The organism is Pseudomonas sp. WSY_20 (genome assembly GCF_043104335.1).
In the GTDB taxonomy this organism is placed as follows: domain Bacteria; phylum Pseudomonadota; class Gammaproteobacteria; order Pseudomonadales; family Pseudomonadaceae; genus Aquipseudomonas; species Aquipseudomonas parafulva_B.
Window position 1 is genome coordinate 228,083 of record NZ_JBICKP010000022.1, and the last position, 20,618, is coordinate 248,700.

The 20,618-nt window shown below is 62.3% G+C and carries 22 protein-coding genes; 11 read left to right on the forward strand and 11 right to left on the reverse strand.

The features are described 5' to 3' along the window. Positions 1 to 31 precede the first annotated feature (31 nt). Positions 32 to 232, reverse strand: a complete 201-nt coding sequence (gene thiS, locus ACF8E5_RS07705) for a sulfur carrier protein ThiS (protein ID WP_058603078.1) — start codon at positions 230 to 232, stop codon at positions 32 to 34. Positions 233 to 334: 102 nt separating this feature from the next. Next, positions 335 to 706, reverse strand: a complete 372-nt coding sequence (locus ACF8E5_RS07710) for a DUF423 domain-containing protein (RefSeq protein WP_027913492.1) — start codon at positions 704 to 706, stop codon at positions 335 to 337. A 63-nt stretch (positions 707 to 769) separates the two neighbouring features. On the opposite strand from ACF8E5_RS07710, the gene mtgA reads away from it, so the two are divergent. Next, positions 770 to 1,480: a monofunctional biosynthetic peptidoglycan transglycosylase gene (gene mtgA, locus ACF8E5_RS07715; RefSeq protein ID WP_058602896.1), complete on the forward strand. Its 711-nt coding sequence runs from the start codon at positions 770 to 772 to the stop codon at positions 1,478 to 1,480. Positions 1,481 to 1,562: 82 nt separating this feature from the next. Here mtgA and rpoH read toward each other — a convergent pair whose 3' ends face one another. From rpoH to ftsY, 4 genes are all read right to left on the reverse strand, one after another. Next, entirely contained in the window at positions 1,563 to 2,417 is an 855-nt protein-coding gene (gene rpoH / locus ACF8E5_RS07720) for an RNA polymerase sigma factor RpoH (RefSeq protein ID WP_023532728.1), read from the reverse strand. A gap of 112 nt (positions 2,418 to 2,529) precedes the next feature. Continuing rightward, a complete protein-coding gene (gene ftsX, locus ACF8E5_RS07725; RefSeq protein WP_058602895.1) occupies positions 2,530 to 3,558 on the reverse strand; it encodes a permease-like cell division protein FtsX in 1,029 nt (342 codons plus the stop codon). Then, the gene (gene ftsE / locus ACF8E5_RS07730) at positions 3,555 to 4,226 is read right to left on the reverse strand and encodes a cell division ATP-binding protein FtsE (RefSeq protein WP_023532835.1); all 672 of its coding nucleotides are present in this window, start codon (positions 4,224 to 4,226) and stop codon (positions 3,555 to 3,557) included. Before ftsE ends, ftsX begins: the two co-directional genes overlap by 4 nt. A 2-nt stretch (positions 4,227 to 4,228) precedes the next feature. Next, positions 4,229 to 5,722: a signal recognition particle-docking protein FtsY gene (gene ftsY / locus ACF8E5_RS07735; RefSeq protein WP_196185515.1), complete on the reverse strand. Its 1,494-nt coding sequence runs from the start codon at positions 5,720 to 5,722 to the stop codon at positions 4,229 to 4,231. 230 nt (positions 5,723 to 5,952) lie between these two features. On the opposite strand from ftsY, the gene ACF8E5_RS07740 reads away from it, so the two are divergent. The 6 genes from ACF8E5_RS07740 to ACF8E5_RS07765 all read left to right on the forward strand — a co-directional run bounded on the left by ACF8E5_RS07740 (position 5,953) and on the right by ACF8E5_RS07765 (position 13,299). Further along, complete coding sequence (locus ACF8E5_RS07740) at positions 5,953 to 7,308, forward strand: M16 family metallopeptidase (RefSeq protein WP_392475091.1); 1,356 nt, start codon at positions 5,953 to 5,955, stop codon at positions 7,306 to 7,308. Then, positions 7,301 to 8,791, forward strand: a complete 1,491-nt coding sequence (locus ACF8E5_RS07745; RefSeq protein WP_078479283.1) for a pitrilysin family protein — start codon at positions 7,301 to 7,303, stop codon at positions 8,789 to 8,791. Before ACF8E5_RS07740 ends, ACF8E5_RS07745 begins: the two co-directional genes overlap by 8 nt. Continuing rightward, positions 8,791 to 9,393, forward strand: a complete 603-nt coding sequence (gene rsmD, locus ACF8E5_RS07750; RefSeq protein WP_058638137.1) for a 16S rRNA (guanine(966)-N(2))-methyltransferase RsmD — start codon at positions 8,791 to 8,793, stop codon at positions 9,391 to 9,393. The genes ACF8E5_RS07745 and rsmD overlap by 1 nt, the downstream gene beginning before the upstream one ends. A 70-nt stretch (positions 9,394 to 9,463) precedes the next feature. Continuing rightward, positions 9,464 to 10,807 (forward strand): pitrilysin family protein, encoded by a 1,344-nt coding sequence (locus tag ACF8E5_RS07755; RefSeq protein ID WP_058638138.1) that lies wholly within the window; start codon positions 9,464 to 9,466, stop codon positions 10,805 to 10,807. Next, positions 10,804 to 12,204: a M16 family metallopeptidase gene (locus tag ACF8E5_RS07760; protein WP_392475092.1), complete on the forward strand. Its 1,401-nt coding sequence runs from the start codon at positions 10,804 to 10,806 to the stop codon at positions 12,202 to 12,204. The genes ACF8E5_RS07755 and ACF8E5_RS07760 overlap by 4 nt, the downstream gene beginning before the upstream one ends. Positions 12,205 to 12,291: 87 nt before the next feature. After that, positions 12,292 to 13,299, forward strand: coding sequence for a hydrolase (locus ACF8E5_RS07765; protein WP_392475093.1), 1,008 nt, complete (start codon positions 12,292 to 12,294; stop codon positions 13,297 to 13,299). Here ACF8E5_RS07765 and ACF8E5_RS07770 read toward each other — a convergent pair. Together ACF8E5_RS07770 and ACF8E5_RS07775 are read right to left on the reverse strand one after the other, a co-directional pair. Continuing rightward, positions 13,293 to 14,150 (reverse strand): sulfurtransferase, encoded by an 858-nt coding sequence (locus tag ACF8E5_RS07770; RefSeq protein ID WP_196185512.1) that lies wholly within the window; start codon positions 14,148 to 14,150, stop codon positions 13,293 to 13,295. The genes ACF8E5_RS07765 and ACF8E5_RS07770 overlap by 7 nt on opposite strands. 37 nt (positions 14,151 to 14,187) lie before the next feature. Beyond that, a complete protein-coding gene (locus ACF8E5_RS07775) occupies positions 14,188 to 14,853 on the reverse strand; it encodes a TetR/AcrR family transcriptional regulator (protein WP_058638142.1) in 666 nt (221 codons plus the stop codon). Between the two features lie 199 nt (positions 14,854 to 15,052). Between ACF8E5_RS07775 and coaD the strand changes: the two genes are divergently transcribed. Both coaD and ACF8E5_RS07785 read left to right on the forward strand, forming a co-directional pair. Then, positions 15,053 to 15,532 carry a pantetheine-phosphate adenylyltransferase gene (gene coaD, locus ACF8E5_RS07780; RefSeq protein ID WP_023532462.1) on the forward strand — a complete coding sequence of 160 codons (480 nt, stop codon included), beginning with the start codon at positions 15,053 to 15,055 and terminating at the stop codon, positions 15,530 to 15,532. A 109-nt stretch (positions 15,533 to 15,641) separates the two neighbouring features. Beyond that, positions 15,642 to 15,893, forward strand: a complete 252-nt coding sequence (locus tag ACF8E5_RS07785; protein ID WP_058602885.1) for a YfhL family 4Fe-4S dicluster ferredoxin — start codon at positions 15,642 to 15,644, stop codon at positions 15,891 to 15,893. Between the two features lie 67 nt (positions 15,894 to 15,960). Here the strand turns inward: ACF8E5_RS07785 and mutM are convergent, their stop codons facing one another. Further along, entirely contained in the window at positions 15,961 to 16,773 is an 813-nt protein-coding gene (gene mutM, locus ACF8E5_RS07790; protein ID WP_058602884.1) for a bifunctional DNA-formamidopyrimidine glycosylase/DNA-(apurinic or apyrimidinic site) lyase, read from the reverse strand. A gap of 3 nt (positions 16,774 to 16,776) precedes the next feature. Beyond that, positions 16,777 to 17,595 carry an HDOD domain-containing protein gene (locus ACF8E5_RS07795; protein WP_392475099.1) on the reverse strand — a complete coding sequence of 273 codons (819 nt, stop codon included), beginning with the start codon at positions 17,593 to 17,595 and terminating at the stop codon, positions 16,777 to 16,779. 190 nt (positions 17,596 to 17,785) lie between these two features. Here ACF8E5_RS07795 and ACF8E5_RS07800 point away from each other — a divergent pair, with 190 nt between their 5' ends. Further along, entirely contained in the window at positions 17,786 to 18,322 is a 537-nt protein-coding gene (locus tag ACF8E5_RS07800; protein ID WP_058638143.1) for a type 1 glutamine amidotransferase domain-containing protein, read from the forward strand. Between the two features lie 66 nt (positions 18,323 to 18,388). Then, complete coding sequence (locus tag ACF8E5_RS07805; RefSeq protein WP_058638144.1) at positions 18,389 to 19,585, forward strand: class I SAM-dependent rRNA methyltransferase; 1,197 nt, start codon at positions 18,389 to 18,391, stop codon at positions 19,583 to 19,585. A gap of 34 nt (positions 19,586 to 19,619) precedes the next feature. Here ACF8E5_RS07805 and ACF8E5_RS07810 read toward each other — a convergent pair whose 3' ends face one another. After that, the gene (locus tag ACF8E5_RS07810; RefSeq protein ID WP_081321296.1) at positions 19,620 to 20,276 is read right to left on the reverse strand and encodes a magnesium transporter; all 657 of its coding nucleotides are present in this window, start codon (positions 20,274 to 20,276) and stop codon (positions 19,620 to 19,622) included. Between the last annotated feature and the right edge of the window lie 342 nt (positions 20,277 to 20,618).

Sequence of the window (20,618 nt, forward strand, 5' to 3'; positions counted from 1 at the left end):
GCGGGGCCTGCCGTTGGGTTGCCGACAGCGGTCAGCCGCCGCCAATCGCGTGCACCACTTCGACCTGGTCGCCATCGCTCAGCGCGGTGGTGACATGCTGACTGCGCGGCACGATGTCCTGATTCAGCTCTACCGCCACGCGGCGGCCAGCCAGCTCAAGGCGTGCCAGTAGCCCGGCGACGCTTTCGCCAGCAGGCAATTCGTAGGGTTCACCGTTCAGTTGGATACGCATGCTCACGGCCACCATTGTTCTTTGGGGCCCGCATTCTAGCGCCGAAAGGCCGCGCAACCCAAGGCCACCGCACGCCATTAGTCGTTAATGTGGACTGGGCAGTCAGCCCAGTCGCCACGCGGCGAGCCCAAGGCAAAGCCACCCTGCCAGGAAGCACAGGCCACCGATGGGCGTGATCATGCCCAGCTTGCTGATGCCGGTCAGCGTCAGCAGGTACAGGCTGCCGGAGAACAGCACGATACCCAGCACGAACAGATAACCCGCCCAACCCACCAGCCGACCAGGCAGATGGACCGCCAGCAATGCCACGCCAAACAGCGCCAGCGCGTGAACCAGTTGGTAGGTGACACCGGTGTGGAAGATAGCCAGGTAGTCAGCGCTGAGTCGATTTTTCAGGCCGTGGGCTGCAAAGGCGCCCAGGGCCACGCCGGTAAAGCCGAAAAAAGCGGCAAGCATCAGGAAGCTGCGAAGCATGAGACGACTCCTCCAATCGGGTCTGTATAATGGCCCTTCCCAAACGTCCGGCCAAGCCACCCTATGCTGCGAAACCTTCTCCGACGTCTTCTGCGCGCCCTGCTCTGGTTTGCTGCCGTCAGTATCGTGCTGGTTTTGGTGTTTCGCTGGGTGCCCCCGCCCGGTACGGCGTTGATGCTCGAGCGCAAGGTGCAATCGTGGGTGAGCGGCGAACCGATTGATCTGCAGCGCGAATGGGTGGGTTGGGACCATATCTCCGATGACCTCAAGGTGGCGGTCATCGCTGGCGAAGACCAGAAGTTCGCCAGCCATTGGGGGTTCGACATACCCGCCATCCAGGCAGCCCTGGCTTTCAACGAGCGTGGCGGTAGCGTGCGCGGAGCCAGCACCCTGACCCAACAGGTGGCCAAGAATCTGTTCCTGTGGCCGGGGCGCAGCTGGCTGCGCAAGGGGCTGGAAGCATGGTTCACCGGCTTGATCGAGCTGTTCTGGACCAAGCAGCGCATTCTTGAGGTCTACCTGAACAGTGCCGAGTGGGGCCAGGGTGTGTTCGGCGCCCAGGCAGCCGCTCGCCATCACTTTGGTGTGGAGGCCAGTCAACTCAGCCGGCAACAAGCCGCGCAACTGGCCGCGGTGCTGCCCAGCCCTCTCAAGTGGAATGCTGGGAAGCCAAGCACCTACGTGGCCAGCCGTGCTGGCTGGATTCGCCGCCAGATGAGCCAGCTGGGTGGGCCAAGCTACTTGATGCAATTGGACACATCACGCAGGCCCTGAGCCTGGCACCGCGTACAGGGCAGACATGAAAAAGCCGCTGTTCCTTTGCGGGGCAGCGGCTTTCTTGTCGAACAGAGAACGATCAGGCTGCGATCAAGGCCTTGACCTTGTTCATCGCGTTCTTCTCCAACTGGCGAATACGCTCGGCCGACACGCTGTATTTCTCGGCCAGCTCATGCAGGGTAGCTTTCTCTTCGGCCAACCAGCGCTGGTACAGAATATCCCGGCTACGGTCATCCAGACCCTGCAAGGCCTCATGAAGGTTGCTGGTGGAGTTGTCGCTCCAGTCTGCATCTTCAAGCTGTACTGCCGGGTCGTAACGGTGGTCTTCCAGGTAATGCGCAGGCGACTGGAAGGCACTGTCGTCATCGGCTTCGGCTGCCGGATCGAACGCCATGTCGTGACCGCTCAGACGGCTTTCCATCTCGCGGACTTCACGAGGCTCGACCCCCAGGCTTTCGGCAACCCGGTGCACTTCGTCGTTATTCAACCAGGCCAGACGCTTTTTCTGGCTGCGCAGGTTGAAGAACAGCTTGCGCTGGGCCTTGGTGGTCGCCACCTTGACGATACGCCAGTTGCGCAGGATGAACTCGTGAATCTCGGCCTTGATCCAGTGCACGGCGAACGACACCAGGCGCACGCCCATTTCAGGGTTGAAGCGCTTGACGGCCTTCATCAGGCCAACGTTGCCTTCCTGGATCAGGTCGGCCTGGGCCAGCCCATAACCGGCATAGCTACGGGCGATATGCACGACGAACCGCAGGTGGGCCATTACCATCTGCCGAGCAGCTTCGAGGTCCTGCTCGTAATAGAGACGCTCAGCCAGATCACGCTCCTGCTCGACAGTCAGCAGCGGGATGCTGTTGACCGTATGCACGTAGGACTCCAGGTTTGCACCGGGGACCAGGGCATACGCAGGTTGCAACGATGTGGTCATTCAAGAACCTCCGACTTACTGAACTCGCGCTTTTCAGGCGCTGCCTACATAGACCTGGGGCCCAGGTACAAGTTCCAACGGGCACGCCCAGGCCAATGCTGGCCAATAAAAACTATCGCGGCGCCAGCTCGTTCAAGTGGCGGGCGACTGCAATCCATGCACCGATATACCCCAACAGCACCGCTCCGATCAAGAGCGACAGACCATCGGAGGCAGGTACGCCACCCAAGGCGAAATCGCTGCCATACAGACCGGACAGGCTCACCACGGCCTCGTTCAGCCACCCTAGGCCAAACGCCAGGATGGCCCAGGCCAACAGGCCCGCGCCCAGGCCGTACAAGGCCCCCATGTACAGGAAAGGCCGGCGTACGTACGCATCGGTGCCCCCCACCAGCTTGATCACTTCGATCTCGACACGGCGGTTCTCGATATGTAGACGAATTGTGTTGCCAATTACTAAAAGCAGCGCAGAAATGAGCATGACGGCCAGCCCGAAAACGAACCGGTCCCCAAGCTTGAGGATGGCCGCCAGCCGCTCGACCCACACCAGGTCCAGCTGCGCTACATCGACGCGCGGCAACTCCGACAGGCGCTGACGCAACGCTTCCAAGGCCGGCTTGTCGACTTCGGTCGGGGTCACCACGACCACGCCGGGCAGTGGGTTGTCGGGCAACTCACGCAGCGCCTCGCCCAGGCCCGATTGCTGCTGGAACTCCTGCAGCGCCTGCTCGCGACTGACATACTGCGCCTCTGCTACGCCAGGCATGCCCTTGATTTCATCGCGCAACGCCTCGCCGTCACGGCTGCTGGCATCGAGCTTGAGGTACAGGGATATCTGCGCGGCGCGCTGCCAGGACCCGCCCAACTGCTCGATGTTCTTGAGCAACAACGACAGCCCCATGGGCATGCTCAGCGCCACGGCCATCACCATGCACGTGAAGAAGCTGCCAATGGGCTGCTTGCCCAGTCGCCGTAAGCTATCCGCCAGGCTGGCGCGATGGCTCTCGAGCCAGGCATGCATGAGCGATCGCAGGTCCGGACCGTCATCGTCGGAGCCTGCGCCACGTTTCTTCGCAGGCTGTGGGTCGGCAGGTTTAGGCGCGACGCGCTCGGAGACCTTCGGTGATCGTGTCGTACTCATTGTCCGGCCTCCCCGTCGCCGATCAGACGCCCGCGCTGCAAGGTGAGCATGCGGTGACGCATGCGCGCGATCAGGGCCAGGTCGTGGCTGGCGATCAAGACCGTTGTGCCCAATCGGTTGATGTCCTCGAACACCCCCATGATTTCCGCAGCCAGGCGCGGGTCCAGGTTACCCGTTGGCTCGTCGGCCAGCAGCAGGGCTGGCTGGTGCACGATGGCGCGGGCGATACCCACGCGCTGCTGCTGGCCGGTCGACAGGTCGGCAGGGTACAGCTCGCCTTTGTCGACCAGAGACACCCGCTCCAGCGCCGAGTCCACGCGCTTGGCGATCTCGGCCTTGGACAAGCCCAGTATCTGCAGGGGCAAGGCAATGTTGTTGAAGACCGTGCGGTCGAACAGCAACTGGTGGTTCTGGAACACCACGCCTATCTGGCGGCGCAGAAACGGGATCTGCGAATTGCTGATCTGGCCCAGGTCCTGCCCGGCCAGCATCAGTTTGCCGCTGGTAGGACGCTCCATGGCCAGCAGCAGGCGCAGCAGCGTACTTTTACCTGCGCCCGAGTGCCCGGTGACGAACAGGAATTCGCCCCGACGCGCCCGGAAACTCAGCTCGTGCAGCCCCACGTGGCCGTTGGGGTAGCGCTTGGCAACCTGTTCGAATCGAATCATGGTCAGTCTCGCTCGGCGAACAGGGCCTTGACGAACGGCTCGGCCTCGAAGGTGCGCAGGTCATCGATCCCTTCACCAACACCGATGAACCGGATAGGCAGCTTGAATTGCTTGGCCAGGGCGAAGATGACACCCCCCTTGGCGGTACCGTCGAGCTTGGTGAGCGCAAGGCCGGTCAGCTCCACGCTCTGGTGGAAATACTTGGCCTGGCTGATGGCGTTCTGGCCAGTACCGGCGTCGAGCACCAGCAGCACTTCGTGCGGTGCATCGGGATCGAGCTTGCCAATGACGCGACGGACCTTCTTCAGCTCCTCCATCAGGTTGTCCTTGGTGTGCAGGCGCCCGGCGGTATCGGCGATCAGCACATCCACGCCCCTGGCCTTGGCTGCCTGCACCGCGTCGAAGATCACCGAGGCGGAGTCGGCGCCGGTGTGCTGCGCGATCACCGGGATGCGGTTACGCTCACCCCACACCTGCAATTGCTCGACCGCCGCGGCCCGGAAGGTGTCGCCTGCAGCGAGCATCACTTTCTTGCCTTCCATTTGCAGCTTCTTGGCCAGCTTGCCGATGGTGGTGGTCTTGCCAGCGCCATTGACGCCTACCACCAGGATCACATAAGGCTTGTTCTGCGCCGCCACGACCAGCGGCTGCTCGACAGGCCTGAGCAACGCGGCCAGTTCTTCCTGCAAGGACTTGTACAGCGCATCGGCGTCGGCCAGCTGCTTGCGAGCCACCTTCTGCGTCAAGTTCTGAACGATGGTGGACGTGGCCTCCACCCCGACGTCGGCGGTCAGCAGGCGAGTCTCGATCTCGTCGAGCAAGTCGTCGTCGATGACTTTCTTGCCCAGGAACAGGCTGGCCATGCCTTCGCCAATGCTGGCGCTGGTTTTCGACAATCCCTGCTTGAGGCGGGCGAAAAAGCCTGCTTTCACAGGCTCGGCCTGGGCGGCCTCGACGGGCGGGGCAGCCTCGGCCTCGACGTGCAGATCGACCTTGGCCGGCTCTGCAATGGGCTGGACCGCTGGCGCAGGCGCCGGGCGATCCGGAATGACCGGTGGCGCCTTGGCTTGCAGATCGGGCACCAGCGCCACGGGTTCTTCTGCAACCGGCAGCACCAGGTTGCTCACGGGGGCAGGGATTTCGGCTTCAGGCGCGACCGCTTGAACAGGCGCGGGCACGTGCGGTGCAGGATCGACTACCGGCGCCGGTGCCTCGGGCACGGCGACCTCTGGCAAGGGCTCAGCCGTCACGGGAGCAGGGGGTATAGGCTCCGCACGCGGCGCAACGACCGGGGCCGCAGCGGCGTGCTCGTCCAGCGGCGCAGGCACCTCCGCTCGCTCGGAATCAGCTGGTGCGGGCGCTTCGACAGCTGGGGATTTTTCCGCCGGCACGTCCGCTTGCGCAGGTGGCTGCGGCTTCTTGCGGAACCAGCCGAACAGGCCTTTCTTCTCGCCAGCCTCGGCCGGCGCTTTTTTGTCGTCGTTGGAACCAAACATGGAAGACGGCTATCTCAGGGTAGCGATGGCCCGCTAGGGCGCATCAGGAATTCTTTCTACGCAGAACAGACTATCTAGAAGCCGGCTGGTTCATGCGCAACGTTTTGTCTTGATGTCCTGCAGGCCAGAACGGCGACAGGCATGGTCGCCAGGCAACCGGATCAGTATCCTAGCACCTCCTGGCCTGCCGACGCTAAACCCAGCGGGCCGCCGAACAGGTTAAACACCGTATGAATGCTCTAGCCCGCCGCGCCGCTGGCCTGTTGCTCGGCACGCTGTGCCTCCCGCTTGCGGCCTTCGCCGCCGATGTGCAACCCACTCACGAATTCATCCTGGATAACGGCCTCAAAGTGGTCGTGCGCGAAGACCATCGCGCGCCAGTGGTGGTCTCGCAAATCTGGTACAAGGTCGGCTCCAGCTACGAGACGCCTGGCCAGACCGGCCTTTCCCATGCGCTCGAGCACATGATGTTCAAGGGCAGTGCCAAGGTCGGCCCCGGCGAAGCCTCGCGTATCCTGCGGGACATGGGCGCCGAAGAGAACGCGTTCACCAGCGACGACTACACCGCCTACTACCAGGTGCTGGCGCGTGATCGCTTGCCGGTTGCCTTCGAGCTGGAGGCCGATCGGCTGGCCAGCCTGCGTCTGCCAGCCGACGAGTTCAGCCGTGAAATCGAGGTCATCAAGGAAGAGCGCCGCCTGCGCACCGATGACCAGCCCAATGCCAAGGCGTTCGAGCTGTTTCGGGCCATGGCCTACCCGGCCAGTGGCTACCACACCCCGACCATCGGCTGGATGGCCGACCTGGAGCGCATGAAGGTCGAGGAGCTGCGCCACTGGTACACCTCCTGGTACGCGCCCAACAACGCCACGCTCGTGGTGGTGGGCGATGTCACCGCCGAGGAAGTCAAGGGCCTGGCCCAGAAGTACTTCGGCGCTATCCCTCGCCGGGACACACCTGCGGCCAAGCTGCCGCTGGAGCTGGCTGAGCCCGGCCAGCGTCAGTTGACCCTGCACGTGCGCACCCAGCTGCCAAGCCTGATCTACGGCTTCAACGTACCCGGCCTGCCCACGGCCAAGGACCCTCGCACGGTGCATGCCTTACGTCTGATCTCGGCCTTGCTCGACGGCGGCTACAGCGCACGCATGCCCGCACGACTGGAGCGCGGGCAGGAACTGGTGGCCGGCGCCTCGTCCAGCTACAACGCCTTCACGCGCGGCGACAGCCTGTTCCTCATTTCAGCCACACCCAACGTGCAGAAGCAAAAAACCCTGGCAGACGTAGAAAAGGGCATCTGGCAACTGCTGGATGAACTCAAGACTACTCCGCCCACGGCAGAAGAGCTCGAGCGCGTGCGCGCCCAGGTCATCGCCGGGCTGGTGTATGACCGCGACTCAATCAGCAGTCAGGCAACCACCATCGGCCAGCTGGAAACCGTCGGGCTGTCCTGGAAGCTGATCGACAGCGAGCTGGACGAACTCAAGCGCGTTACCCCTCAGGACATCCAGCAAGCTGCCCGTACCTATTTCACCCGCGAACGCCTGAGCGTTGCCCATGTTCTGCCCGAGGAGTCCGCTCATGAGTGACCGTCGCTTGCACCGCCCCCACTGGCTGGCCACGGGTATCTGTACCTGGGCATTGACGGCTGCGCTGGCCGTACCGGCACTGGCCCAGGACGCTGCCAAGGCTGGCAATGCACAAGCCCGGCAGGCCAACACTCTACAGTCCCTGGCCGAGCTTGATGGCAAGGCGCCCACCACCCGCCAGTTGAACATCCAGCACTGGAACACGGCTGAAGGCGCGCGGGTGCTGTTCGTCGAGGCCCGCGAGCTTCCGATGTTCGACCTGCGCGTGACCTTCGCTGCCGGCAGCAGCCAGGACGGTGACACACCAGGCCTGGCGGCGCTGACCAACGCCATGCTCAACGAAGGCGTACAGGGCAAGGATGTGACGGCCATCGCCCAGGGCTTCGAGGGCCTGGGCGCAGATTTCGGTAACGGCTCGTACCGCGACATGGCCGTCGCCTCGCTACGTAGCCTCAGTGCCAAGGACAAGCGCGACCAGGCCTTGAAGCTGTTTACCGAAGTCACAGGCAAGCCCACCTTCCCGGAGGATGCGCTCAAACGGCTCAAGAACCAGATGCTGGCCGGCTTCGAATACGACAAGCAGAATCCCGGCAAGCTCGCAGGCAAGACGCTGTTCGCCAACCTGTACGGCGAACACCCTTATGCGCATCCCAGCGATGGAACACCGCAAAGCATCACTGGCATTACCCTGGAGCAGTTGCGAGCGTTTCACGCCAAGGCCTACACGCCTGGCAATGCCGTCATCGCACTGGTGGGTGACCTGAACCGCAGCGAAGCCGAGGCAATTGCCGCGCAGGTTTCAGCCGGTCTGCCCAAAGGCCCGGCCTTGCCTGCTCCAGCCCAACCGACGGAGCCCAAGGCAGGCTTCACCCACATCGAGTTTCCGTCTCAGCAGACCCACCTGATGCTCGCAGAGCTGGGTATCGATCGCCAGGACAAGGATTGGCCAGCCCTGTCACTGGGCAATCAGATCCTCGGTGGCGGCGCGTTCGGGACGCGGCTGATGAGCGAGGTGCGGGAAAAGCGCGGCCTGACCTACGGGGTCTATTCGGCCTTCAGCCCAATGCAAGTGCGCGGCCCGTTCATGATCAACCTGCAAACCCGCGCCGAGCTCAGCGAAGGGACATTGAAGCTGGTTCAGGGTATTCTGGCCGACTACCTGCGCAGCGGTCCTACCCAGCAAGAACTGGACGATGCCAAGCGCGAGCTGGCCGGAAGCTTCCCGCTCTCCAATGCCAGCAATGCCAGCATTGTCGGCCAACTGGGCGCCATCGGCTTCTACAACCTGCCATTGAGCTGGCTGGAAGATTTCATGCAGCAGTCCCAGGCCCTGACCGTCGAACAGGTTAAAGACGCCATGAACAAGCACCTGTCTGCCGACAAGCTGGTCATCGTCACGGTTGGCCCGAAGGTGCCGCAGAAGCCACTGCCAGCCCCCACTGATAAACCCTCCGGGCAACCGCTCGGGGTACCGGAGCACTAATGCCAAGATCCAACCCTCCCGCTCGCCAGCAACCGGGCCAGAGCAAGGGCCAGGGCCACCTGCGTATCATCGCGGGCCAATGGCGCAGCCGTCGCCTGGCCGTGCCCGACGGCGAGGGCTTGCGCCCTACGCCTGACCGGGTACGCGAGACGGTTTTCAACTGGCTGGCACCCTACATCGAGGGCGCGCACGTGCTCGATGCCTTCACCGGCAGCGGAGCCTTGGTGCTGGAGGCCCTGTCTCGCGGGGCTGAAGATGCCGTGGCGCTGGACAGCAATCCTGCGGCCATCGCCAACCTCAAGAACAACCTCGAGCTCCTGCGCTGCCCACGGGGGCAGATCCTGCAGACCGATGCCTTGCGTTATCTGCAAGGCCCTGCAAAAAAGCAGTTCGACCTGGTGTTCCTTGATCCACCCTTCCATCAACAGTTGCTGGCAGACACCTGCAATCTGCTTGAACAGCACCAGTGGCTGAGCGAGCAAGCATGGGTATACACCGAGAGCGAAGCGGCTCCATCGACCTTGCAGTTGCCTGCCAACTGGCGCCTGCACCGGGAGAAAAAAACCGGACAGGTGTACTACGCGCTGTGGCAACGGGGCTAGTTATATAGCGCAGGCCAGGTCTTGCATTGACTGATGCTGCTCGGGTCTCTAGCCACCCGAGCACCTCAGCATGACCGTATCACTCTCTGCGCCTTCACTGGCCGATGATGTCTCGGCGGCGCTTGCCTCTCTTACAAGCGCCAGCCCCTCCCCTCTCCAGCATTTCACGCTTGAAAACGGTCTGTCCGTCTACCTAAGGCAGCAGAGCCGAAATGCCCTCGCCGCCGTCCAGCTCTGGTACAACGTCGGTACCCGCCATGAGCCGGCAGGGCAGACCAACCTCTCGCACTTGCTCGAACACGTCATATTCGAAGGCAGCCGCAAGCTGGAGCCTGGGCAGTACGCCAAAGTCGTTGCCCGCCTTGCGGGACAGGCCAATGCCAGTACTCACCTCGACGCCACCTCTTTCGACATGCTGCTGCCTGCATCGCGCCTGCCCGTTGCGCTCGAACTGTTGGCAGATGCCATGACCACAGCCACATTCGGGTTGCCCGAGTTGGCACGAGGCGCCAAGGCAATCGCTGACGAACGACGCCTGAAGGTAGACGCCCAGCCCGTCCAGCAAGCCTACGACCGTCACTTGGCTTTGGCACACGGCAGCAGCCCTTATGCCACCCCAAGCTTCGGCTCGCCGGTGGATCTACAGAACATCGACCTTCCAACGCTGCGGCAGTGGTACATCACCCATTACCGGCCTAACAACGCCACGCTCGTCGTGGTGGGCAACGTAGAACTGGAAACGTTGAAACAGCAGGTCGAAAGGTACTTTGCGCACGTGGAGCGCGGCCAGCTGACAGACTCGCCTTTTCCTCGCTCAGACGCGCCATTGGCTGAACGCAGCCAGACCGTCAGCTTGCCGGGGCTTAGCCATGGTCTGTTGATGTCCTTCAACGTCCCCAGCTGTGCCACAGCCATCAATGCACTCACGAGCAAGACCCTCGAACTGATCTGTGAAGTACTGGCCGAGGGCTCCAGCGCTTGGTTGTATGCCGAACTTGTCAGGGGCCGGGGTCTGCTGACAGGCGTTGCCGCAACCTACGACCTCCTCGTACGTGGCGACACCGTAATCACCTTCTCAGCCTATGTGAACACGCTGAATGCGACCCTCGAACAAGCTGCTGATGCTATCTACAAGCAGATAGCACGCCTGCATACCGAAGCCTTGTCCGACGAGCAGTTGCAGCGGATAAAACTGCGATTGCTCGCCCGCCAGCTTTTCTCTCTCGACAGCCCAATTGCCCAAGCCTCACAAATCGGCGCCATGGCCGCGACAGGGCAGCCAGCAACCCTGATCGACGAACATGCGCGCCTGATCTCGATCATCGATAGCGCTCAGGTGCAGCAGGTAGCGCGCACTTATCTGGGCCGTGAGCGGCTGACCACCACCTCTCTTTTACCAGGAGCGCAAGCATGACCGACGATCAGATACGCCAAGCAGCACCTGTGCTGTGCCAGGGGCCTGCCATCGATGCTGCGCGTCAAGCGATGGCAAGGCTGACCTCGACCCAAACGGTCGAGCTCGACCAGCCTCCTGCCCTCCTGGCCACGGCTGAGCGATGGGAGACGGCGCAAGGTACGAAGGTCAGTTTCATAGCTGCGCACGATCGGCCCATGATTGATCTGGTGCTGCGATTCCGGGCAGGTAGCGCTCTTGATGGCGATCACCCAGGGCTGGCTGCGCTGACGCTCTACAGCCTTGATCAGGGTACCGAAACCCTCAGTGCGGCGCAGTTTGCCGAGCACATGGCTGCAAGGGGCGCCATCGTGGGACGCTCGTTGAGCGAAGACAAAGCCACGATCACGCTAAGGTGCCTAAGCACATCCGGCTTGCTGCGAGCTGTTTCGCAAACGCTGGCGCAGATGCTGGCCCGCCCAGCGTTTCGCGCAGAGGACGTGGCGAAGATACGTGATCGAATAGCGCTCTACCAAGGCCGGCAAAACCTCAATCCGCTGGCACGCCTGATCAATACGACCACCGGTCATGTATTCAGCGGCCATCCGTACGCTTCGCACGCCGATGCAGCGATCATCGGCCCCTTGACCACTGATCAGGTGCGGGCCTTTCATGCAAAGGCTTACTCGGCCAGTAACCTCGCTATAGGACTGGTTGGCGACCTGAGCCGAGACGAGGCGGAACAGCTGGTCAATGACCTGATACGTGATTTGCCGCAGCAGTGGGCATCGCAACCACCGTCCATGTTAGGTGAGCAGTCGCCTCTGTCACGCCATATTGCGCACCCTGGCAGTGCAACTCAGGCAATGCTGACCCTGGCCATCCCCGTGCTACCCAACGCCCCGGTCTATGCTGCACTGGAGTTGCTGACCGAGATTCTTGGCGGCAACTACGAGGCGCGCTTGCCTCAGGAACTGCGCCATGTGCGAGGGCTGACCTACACGGTCACTACCAAACTGAGGCACTTGGATGCGGGAGCACTGTTGCACGTACACTGGGACGTCGCCCCGCAATACCGGGAAGCTTCACATGCCCTTGTCGCAGGCATGCTGGATTGCCTCCATGAACTTGGACCAACTCAGGTGGAGTGCGACATGGCCGTTAACCAGATCGCTGCTCGGCTGCACCGGGAACTGGCCGACAGCGCAAAGCTGGCAGCGACATTGGCCACGCACAGTCATCAGGGCCTGCCCGCCGATTACCTGACCACCCATCTGGACAGGCTTGCTTCATTGACCCCTGCCCACCTTCGTGAAGTAGCGCAGGTGTGGTGGCGCAACGCACCTCAGGTATTCGTCACCCTCGGCCCCGACGCCGAGCAGTCCCCCTTGCCTACGCCGGAGCCAGCACAGCGATAGGCGAGCAGGAGCACAGGCGAGTCAGTGAGAGCTGATACAGGCGCTGTTTCATGGCACTCTAGCCGGGCACATCACGAGTTACCCAGCATGCCAAGCTCCAGCGCCCTGTTTAATCCTGCCAAAGGCCTTTCCAACCCCCACCTGCAAACATTGTGGGGTCCCCTCTGGCGCAAAATCCCAGCGCTGCAACGCGACCGCGAACGCATCTGGCTGGCGGACGGGGATTTCATCGACCTCGACTGGCATGGCCCGCACCAGCCCCATGCGCCGCTGGTGCTAGTGCTTCATGGGTTAACGGGGTCATCGTCCTCACCCTATGTCAAAGGCCTGCAACAGGCGCTGCACGCACTGGGCTGGGCCAGCGTCGCAGCGAACTGGCGGGGCTGTTCTGGGGAGCCGAACCTGCTGCCGCGCAGCTACCACTCTGGCGCCAGCGAGGATCTGGCTGAAATCATCAGCCACTTGCGCGCCAAAAGGCCCCTGGCCCCCCTGTACGCGGTCGGCTACTCCCTGGGAGGCAATGTCCTGCTTAAATACCTGGGCGAACAGGGTGACGACAGCCAGTTGCAGGCAGCAGTTGCCGTCTCCGTGCCTTTTCGCCTGGACCAGTGTGCCGATCGTATCGGCCTAGGGTTTTCGAAGGTGTACCAGGCACATTTCATGCGCGAGATGCTCGCCTACGTGCAGATCAAGCAGCGCTTGTTCAAAGACCAAGGCCACCCAGAACGTCTGGCGAAGCTGGAGCAGCTCGGGCCACTGCGTGGCTTGCGCACGTTCTGGGATTTCGACGCCAAGGTCACTGCACCGCTGAATGGTTTTCAGGATGTGCACGACTATTATCGCCGCGCTTCAAGTGGCTTCTACCTGGGCCAGAACCGTACCCGGACCCTGATCATCCAGGCCAGCGACGACCCCTTCGTCTCGCCCCTGAGCTTACCAACGGCAAACGAGCTGGCCCCGGGGACCGAGCTGGAGTTGCACGCCCATGGCGGCCATGTCGGGTTCGTCGACGGCAGCCTGCGAAAACCGGGCTATTACCTGGAGCGCCGGATTCCGCAGTGGTTGCGCGAAGGTATGCAGAGGACGGCTTACTGATCGCCCGTTGCCACTGCATGCTCAGGGCGGGTGATCCATTCACTCCATGAGCCTGCATACAGTTTGCCGAGCGGGTAGCCTGCTAACGCCAACGCGAACAGGTTATGACACGCCGTTACCCCCGAACCACAGTACGCAACCAGTTGCTCAGGCGCACGCCCCTGCAGTTGCTGCTCGAAACGTTGTCTGAGTTGCTCGGGCGGCAGAAAACGGCCATCGCTGCCAAGGTTTTCGGTGAAAGCGGCGCAGCGTGCTCTAGGGATATGCCCTGCCACTGGGTCGATGGGTTCCATGTCGCCACGAAAACGTGGCAATGCGCGCGCATCCAGCAGGGTCAGGTCTGCGCTGTCCAGGCGCTGATCCAGGCCATCGGCATCGATCAACATCGCATCATCGGGCTGGCCGCTGAAGTTGCCTTCGCGCCGGACTGGGGGATCCAGGCTTAATGGCAGGTGCGCGGCGTGCCAGGCGGTCAGGCCGCCGTCCAGGAGGGCAACGCCACTGCGTTTGCCCAGCCAGGCCAGCAGCCACCAACCTCGCGCGGCATAGGCGCCGGTACCGTCGTCGTACAGCACCACTTCGCTCTCGTTATCCACGCCCCATTCGCGCAGGCGGGCTACCAGCTTTTCTGGATCGGGCAGCGGGTGACGCCCTGTCACTCCCTTGCTGACCGAGCCGCTGAAGTCTCGTTCAAGGTCGGCAAAGTGCGCCCCTTCGATATGACCCAGGGCGTAACTGCGCTGACCGTAATCCACATCCTCAAGGGCGAAGCGACAGTCGAGAATGACAAGGTTTGGTGAATCCAGCCGCTCAGCCAACTGCTGCGGGGTGATCAACTGCGCAAGTGACATGACAATCTCCTGATCGATGTAATCCCAGGCCCTGGCGCTAGTGCTCAAGCGCCTGAATGAACGGTACGTGAAACTCGCGGCACAAGGCTTGCACCGCATTGCGCGCAGGCTCGGTGACGAACCCCAGCTCAAGGGCCAGCACTTGATACACGCCCCGCTTGAACGCTTCTTCACCCAGGTGCGCTGCATGCTCCCGGGTCGTGCTGAGAAAGCGCACCCATGAGGTGAGCACGATCCAGGCGTTGATGGTCAGCGACTCCTGCTGCGCGGGGTTCATCGCCAGGATACCCGCCTCGACGAAACCGCGGTAAATGGCCTTGCCCTGACGCATGCAGCGCGCGGAGAAGCGTCGATAACGGGCTGCCAGCTCAGCATCGCTGCCCAGCAGATGCTCCAGATCGCGGTGCAGAAAACGGTAGTTCCACATCGCAGCCAGCAGTGCCTGCAGGTAGAACCGCTTGTCCTGCACCGCCAGCGGGCGCCCCTGCGGCGGGCGCAGAAAGCTGTCTACGTGCGCTTCGTAATGGCCGAACAAAACCGCAATAATCGCCTGCTTGTTGGGGAAGTGGTAATACAGATTGCCGGGTGAGATGCCCAGATGCGCCGCGATATGGTTGGTGCTGACGCTGCGCTCGCCCGACTGATTGAACAGCTCGAGGCTGCTCTGGACGATTCTCTCGCGGGTCTTGATGGGCCGGGCCATGTCCAGCTTCCTGTATACGGAGCAGTGAAAACCGCCATGGTACGAGGTATTGCCGAGGTGTTGCACGGTACCCAAGCGCTGCGGCCTCGCACCATCGGCTGGCCCAAAGTATAGTGCCTTGGCCGGCCGCATGACTTGGCCGGGCGCAGTCGCTGCGCTACCATCCGACTCCCCAACGCACTCCAGCCAGGATGACGCGATGAACCGAGTGTTGTACCCGGGTACTTTCGACCCCATTACCAAAGGCCATGGCGATCTGGTCGAGCGCGCCTCGCGGCTGTTCGACACCGTGATCATTGCAGTGGCCGCCAGCCCCAAGAAAAACCCTTTGTTCCCGCTGGAACAACGCGTGGAGCTGGCCCGTGAGGTCACCAGGCACCTGCCCAATGTCGAAGTCATCGGCTTTTCCTCGCTGCTGGCGCATTTCGCCAAGGAGCAAGGTGCCAATGTGTTCCTTCGTGGTTTGCGTGCAGTGTCGGACTTCGAATACGAGTTCCAGCTGGCGAACATGAACCGTCAACTGGCCCCCGACGTCGAGAGCCTGTTTCTTACGCCGTCAGAGCGGTACTCGTTCATCTCGTCGACCCTGGTTCGCGAAATCGCCGCACTGGGGGGCGATATCAGCAAATTTGTGCACCCGGCCGTGGCCGATGCGCTGACTGAGCGCTTCAAGAAATAAAGCCGCTGTTCCAGATCGTCGCGCCTGCGTGCACTGCAGGCGCGAATGCGGCACAATTGTGCCCATTGCGTTGAACATGCCCGGGCGTTGAGCCCCGGCCGGAGCCCCCATGTCCCTGATCATCACCGACGATTGCATCAACTGCGACGTCTGCGAACCCGAGTGCCCCAACGAGGCCATCTCCCAAGGCGAAGAGATCTACGTGATCGACCCCAACCTGTGCACCCAGTGCGTGGGTCATTACGACGAGCCGCAGTGCCAACAGGTCTGCCCGGTCGACTGCATCCCGCTGGATGAGGCGCACCCGGAAAGCCAAGAGCAGCTGATGGCCAAGTACCTGAAGATCACCGGCAAGGCCTGACGCTGCCGGCCATCGGCATGCCCGCGCCTTGCTCCTCCGTGGCGATCATCCCGAAGCGCGCAAGGCCTCAGCGCTGGCAGCGCGGGCAGAACACGCTGGCGCGTTGACCCAGCTTCACATCCCGTAGTTCGGTGCTACATACCTTGCAGGGCAAGCCGCCGCGCCCGTAGGCGAACAGTGTCTGCTGGAAATACCCTGGCTGGCCGTCACCGCCGATGAAATCGCGCAGCGTGGTGCCGCCCAGCTCGATGGCCGCCGCCAGCACGCGCTTGATCTCGATGGCCAGCTTCAGGTAACGCGCCCGCGAAATGCCACCGGCCGCGCGGCGCGGATCGATGCCGGCAGCGAACAGCGCTTCGGTCGCATAGATGTTGCCTACGCCAACGACCACGGCGTTGTCCATGATGAAGGGCTTGACCGCCATCGACCGACCGCGGGACAGCTGGAACAGTCGCTCACCGTCAAACAGGTCGGTCAGTGGCTCGGGGCCAAGTCGCAGCAGCAACGCATGATTGAGCGGGTCCTGGCTCCAGAGCATGGCGCCAAAGCGGCGCGGGTCGGTGTAGCGCAGCATCAGACCGGATTCGAGCTCGATGTCCACGTGCTCGTGCTTGCCAGCCGGCAAGCCCGCCTCCACCAGCCGTAGATTGCCCGACATGCCCAAGTGGCTGATCAGGGTCCCTACTTCGGCATTGATCAGCAGGTACTTGGCCCGGCGTTCGACCGTGACGATGCGTTGCCCGGAGAGCCGCACGTCCAGGTCCTCCGGGATCGGCCAGCGCAAGCGGCGGTCACGCACGACCACGCGGCTGACGCGCTGACCTTCGACATGCGGTGCAATGCCGCGCCGGGTGGTCTCTACCTCGGGTAACTCAGGCATGTATCAGTGCCCACCTAGTTCTCGGATGTTCTGTTTGAGGTTATCGAAGTCGTATTCCGACAAGCCTATGTAATCGAGCACCAGCGGCCCCACTACGTTCCATTCCTGATCCACCGTCTGGTTGCCCAATACCCGGTAGGAGGCACAGATGTGCTCGGCCATCTTGAGCACCGCCAACAGGTTTTTCATCTGGCTTTGGTTGTTGCGGGCGCTGTCATCGCGAAACACTGCCAGCGCGTTGTGGTGGTTGGCGATGGCGCCGGTCAGGTGTTCGGGCAGGCGCCAGGACTTGGCCGTGAAATAGCCGACGACGGCATGATTGGTGTTGAAGGCGCGGTTCTCGGTGTCCACCACGCGGGTCTGCTCGTTGGTTTTTGCATAGGCCTCTTCGAGCACATCCATGTACGTGGGGAAGCGCTTGAGCATCAGCGGAACGCCGCAATCGTGGAACAGCCCAAGGGTATAGGCTTCGTCGGCGGGCTGGATACCCGTGCGCTTGGCCAGCGTCAGACAGGTCATTGCCACATCCTGCGCGGTATCCCAGAACCGGTTGAGGGTGACGATGGTTTCATCGCTCATTTCACCCTTGATCGACTGCGCGTTGATCAGGTTGATGATCGAACGACTACCCAGCAAATTCACCGCACGCTGGATCGAGCCAATCTTGTTGGACAGGTCAAAGTGCGCCGAGTTGACCAGCTTGAGCAAGGCCCCCGACAACCCGGGGTCCTGAGCGATCAGTTTGGCGATGGTTTCCAGGTCCGGGTCAGGCATGTACTGCTCGAACTGCAAATCGACCATGATCTGCGGCTGCGGCGGAATGGTGATGCCTTGCAAGGCTTGCTGGATCTGTTCGGCGGTGAGTTCTTGGGACATGCGTGCACACTCGTATGGGACTGCCGATTCTACCGCGATGCACCCCACAGAACTAACCGCTGGATCAGTGAACTTGAACTTTCATGAGCGCGGGTGGGCCTGTTTCTCATATTCATCAAGTAAAGGAGCAAGGCCCATGGGTACTGAACTGAACGGCAAGCGCGTGGCTATCCTGGTGACTGATGGCTTCGAGCAGGTGGAATTGACAGGCCCGCGTGACGCCCTGCAGCAGGCGGGCGCCCAGGTGCACGTGCTGAGCGAGAAGCAAGGCACGGTGCGCGGCTGGAACCACGACGAGCCCGCGGACGAATTCAAGGTCGACGGCACCTTCGACAGCGCCAGCGAACTCTACGATGCCGTGGTCCTGCCAGGCGGCGTACAGAACTCGGACACCATCCGCCTGGTTGAAGGCGCGCAGAAAATCGTCAAAAGCCATGACGCGGCCGGCAAACCGATTGCCGTGATCTGCCACGGCGGCTGGTTGCTGATTTCGAGCGGCTTGACCCAGGGCAAGCGCATGACCAGCTTCAAGACCCTGCAGGATGACCTGCGCAACGCTGGCGCCGAGTGGGTCGACGAAGAAGTAGTGGTTGACGGGAACCTGATCAGCAGCCGGCAGCCCGATGACATCCCTGCCTTCAACAAGGCACTGATCCAGGCCCTGTCGTCCTGACAGCTGGCGCTCAGCATTAAGGTTGGGTAGGGGTTATACTCCCGCTCTTTTTTCCGGAGCGACGTCATGTCCCTGCCCAGCCTTCGCCTCAAAGCCAATGCCGACCGCCGCCTGCGCGCAGGCCATCTGTGGGTCTACAGCAACGAGGTAGACGTTGCCACCACCCCGCTGCAAGGCTTGCAGGCCGGCCAGCAAGCCGTGCTCGAAGCCGCCAACGGCAAGCCACTGGGCATCGTTGCCCTGAGCCCCAATAACCTGATCTGCGCCCGCTTGCTGTCACGCGACGTCAAGCTGCCACTGGACAAGTCACTGCTGGTGCACCGCCTGAACGTGGCCTTGTCACTGCGCGAGCGCCTGTTCGACAAGCCATGCTATCGCCTCGTCTATGGCGATTCCGATTGGCTGCCGGGGCTGGTCGTCGATCGCTTCTTCGACATCCTGGTGGTGCAACTGGCATCGGCAACCATGGAAGCGCACAAGGATGAGGTGATCGCGGCGCTGGTCCAGGTGCTCAAGCCAAGCGGCATCCTGTTCAAGAACGATTCGGCGGCCCGTGATGCCGAAGGCCTGCAGCGCTATGTCGAAACCGTTTACGGTGAAGTCCCGGATTGGGTTCCGCTGGAAGAAAACGGTGTTCGTTTCGAAGCCCCGGTCCGTGAAGGCCAGAAAACCGGCTGGTTCTATGACCACCGCATGAACCGTGCACGCCTGGCCCCCTATGTTCAGGGCAAGCGCGTACTCGACCTGTTCAGCTACATCGGCGGTTGGGGTGTGCAGGCGGGTGCCTTCGGCGCCAGCGAAGTGTTCTGCGTCGATGCATCGGGCTTTGCCCTGGATGGCGTTGAGCGCAACGCCGCGCTCAACGGTATTGGTGAGAAGCTGACCTGCGTCGAGGGCGACGTCTTCGAAGCCTTGCGCGAACTCAAGGCAGCCGAGGAGCGCTTCGACGTGATCATTGCCGACCCGCCCGCCTTCATCAAGCGCAAGAAAGACCTGAAGAACGGCGAGGCGGCTTACCGCAGGCTCAACGAGCAGGCCATGCGCATGCTGAACAAGGACGGCATTCTGGTCAGTGCTTCTTGCTCGATGCACCTGCCCGAAGACGATCTGCACAACATCCTGCTGACCAGTGCCCGTCACCTGGACCGCAACATGCAGCTGCTCGAGCGCGGTGGTCAGGGCCCTGACCATCCGGTGCACCCGGCGATTGGCGAAACCCGCTACATCAAGAGCATCACCTGCCGGTTACTGCCCAACAGCTGAGCCATGACGGGGGCCTGGGTGGCCCCCGATCGTTTCAGAGTTCAAGCACCTGGGTCGCGATACCGAAGTACACCAACACGCCTGCTGCGTCGGCAATGGACGTGATCAATGGCCCGCTGGCCGTGGCGGGGTCCAGCTTGAGCCGGCTCAGCAGAAACGGCAGGCTCATGCCGATCAGGCTGCCGACCAGCACGATCACCACCATGCTGCTGGCCACGATCAAGGCGATCTGCGGGCCGCCACGCAACAGCCCAAGCGATGCCACGGCTACCGCCATGGTGCAGCCCAGCAGCAGCGCGACGCCAAATTCGCGCCCCAGCATTCGCCCCCAGTCGCTCAGCGTGACTTCGCCTGTGGCCAGGCCCCTGACCATGAGGGTTGCCGACTGGGAGCCTGCATTGCCGCCGCTGTCGACCAGCAGTGGCAGAAAGAACACTAGGGCGATATGCGCGGCAATGGTTTCTTCGAAGGCCGCGATGCCTGCCCCTGAGAACAGGTTGCCGAACACCAGCAGCACCAGCCACAGCACCCGCTTGCGGTACAGCAATCCGAGGGTCGCGTGCCGCAGGTCACCGATGGTAGTGGTGATGGAGGCGCCTTTGTGGAAGCTTTCGGTGGTTTGCCGCCGTTGCGCATCGAGCGCAGCGTCGACGGCACCAGCAGCGATGGTTTTATCGATAGGGTTTTGCATGAAGTTCTCCAGGCGCCGACCAGGCGCCTGCAGGCTTCAGCCTCGCAGACTCAAGCCCTCGGCAGCCCTGGCGGCGGCGCGCTCAGTGCCAGGTTGCAGTTCGTGACGAACCGGTAACTGGGAAGGTCCATTGAGGGTTATCTCGTCAAGCCGCACATGCGGCGGCCGAATGATAATGGCAAGTCAGGCGCAGGTCAGCCTCACACGGATCGTTTCAGACGGTTCCTACAACTTCGGGTTTCCGCCCAAAACCGCCGCCCGGACACATCGTCATGCCTTCCCGGCGCCAGCGGTGTAGAATCGGGCTATTCATCGCCAGTCATCCCCCGGCGGGTTTATGAG

Bases quoted from the DNA above. Each gene is read 5' to 3' on its own strand.
- ftsX (WP_058602895.1), bottom strand. From the start codon at position 3,558: ATGAGTACGACACGATCACCGAAGGTCTCCGAGCGCGTCGCGCCTAAA.
- thiS (WP_058603078.1), bottom strand. From the start codon at position 232: ATGCGTATCCAACTGAACGGTGAACCCTACGAATTGCCTGCTGGCGAA.
- mutM (WP_058602884.1), bottom strand. From the start codon at position 16,773: ATGCCTGAGTTACCCGAGGTAGAGACCACCCGGCGCGGCATTGCACCG.
- ftsE (WP_023532835.1), bottom strand. From the start codon at position 4,226: ATGATTCGATTCGAACAGGTTGCCAAGCGCTACCCCAACGGCCACGTG.
- mtgA (WP_058602896.1), top strand. From the start codon at position 770: ATGCTGCGAAACCTTCTCCGACGTCTTCTGCGCGCCCTGCTCTGGTTT.
- rpoH (WP_023532728.1), bottom strand. From the start codon at position 2,417: ATGACCACATCGTTGCAACCTGCGTATGCCCTGGTCCCCGGTGCAAAC.
- ACF8E5_RS07755 (WP_058638138.1), top strand. From the start codon at position 9,464: ATGACCGTATCACTCTCTGCGCCTTCACTGGCCGATGATGTCTCGGCG.
- ACF8E5_RS07800 (WP_058638143.1), top strand. From the start codon at position 17,786: ATGGGTACTGAACTGAACGGCAAGCGCGTGGCTATCCTGGTGACTGAT.
- ACF8E5_RS07745 (WP_078479283.1), top strand. From the start codon at position 7,301: ATGAGTGACCGTCGCTTGCACCGCCCCCACTGGCTGGCCACGGGTATC.
- ACF8E5_RS07785 (WP_058602885.1), top strand. From the start codon at position 15,642: ATGTCCCTGATCATCACCGACGATTGCATCAACTGCGACGTCTGCGAA.
- rsmD (WP_058638137.1), top strand. From the start codon at position 8,791: ATGCCAAGATCCAACCCTCCCGCTCGCCAGCAACCGGGCCAGAGCAAG.
- ACF8E5_RS07740 (WP_392475091.1), top strand. From the start codon at position 5,953: ATGAATGCTCTAGCCCGCCGCGCCGCTGGCCTGTTGCTCGGCACGCTG.
- ACF8E5_RS07765 (WP_392475093.1), top strand. From the start codon at position 12,292: ATGCCAAGCTCCAGCGCCCTGTTTAATCCTGCCAAAGGCCTTTCCAAC.
- ACF8E5_RS07760 (WP_392475092.1), top strand. From the start codon at position 10,804: ATGACCGACGATCAGATACGCCAAGCAGCACCTGTGCTGTGCCAGGGG.
- ftsY (WP_196185515.1), bottom strand. From the start codon at position 5,722: ATGTTTGGTTCCAACGACGACAAAAAAGCGCCGGCCGAGGCTGGCGAG.
- ACF8E5_RS07770 (WP_196185512.1), bottom strand. From the start codon at position 14,150: ATGTCACTTGCGCAGTTGATCACCCCGCAGCAGTTGGCTGAGCGGCTG.
- ACF8E5_RS07805 (WP_058638144.1), top strand. From the start codon at position 18,389: ATGTCCCTGCCCAGCCTTCGCCTCAAAGCCAATGCCGACCGCCGCCTG.
- ACF8E5_RS07710 (WP_027913492.1), bottom strand. From the start codon at position 706: ATGCTTCGCAGCTTCCTGATGCTTGCCGCTTTTTTCGGCTTTACCGGC.
- ACF8E5_RS07810 (WP_081321296.1), bottom strand. From the start codon at position 20,276: ATGCAAAACCCTATCGATAAAACCATCGCTGCTGGTGCCGTCGACGCT.
- coaD (WP_023532462.1), top strand. From the start codon at position 15,053: ATGAACCGAGTGTTGTACCCGGGTACTTTCGACCCCATTACCAAAGGC.
- ACF8E5_RS07775 (WP_058638142.1), bottom strand. From the start codon at position 14,853: ATGGCCCGGCCCATCAAGACCCGCGAGAGAATCGTCCAGAGCAGCCTC.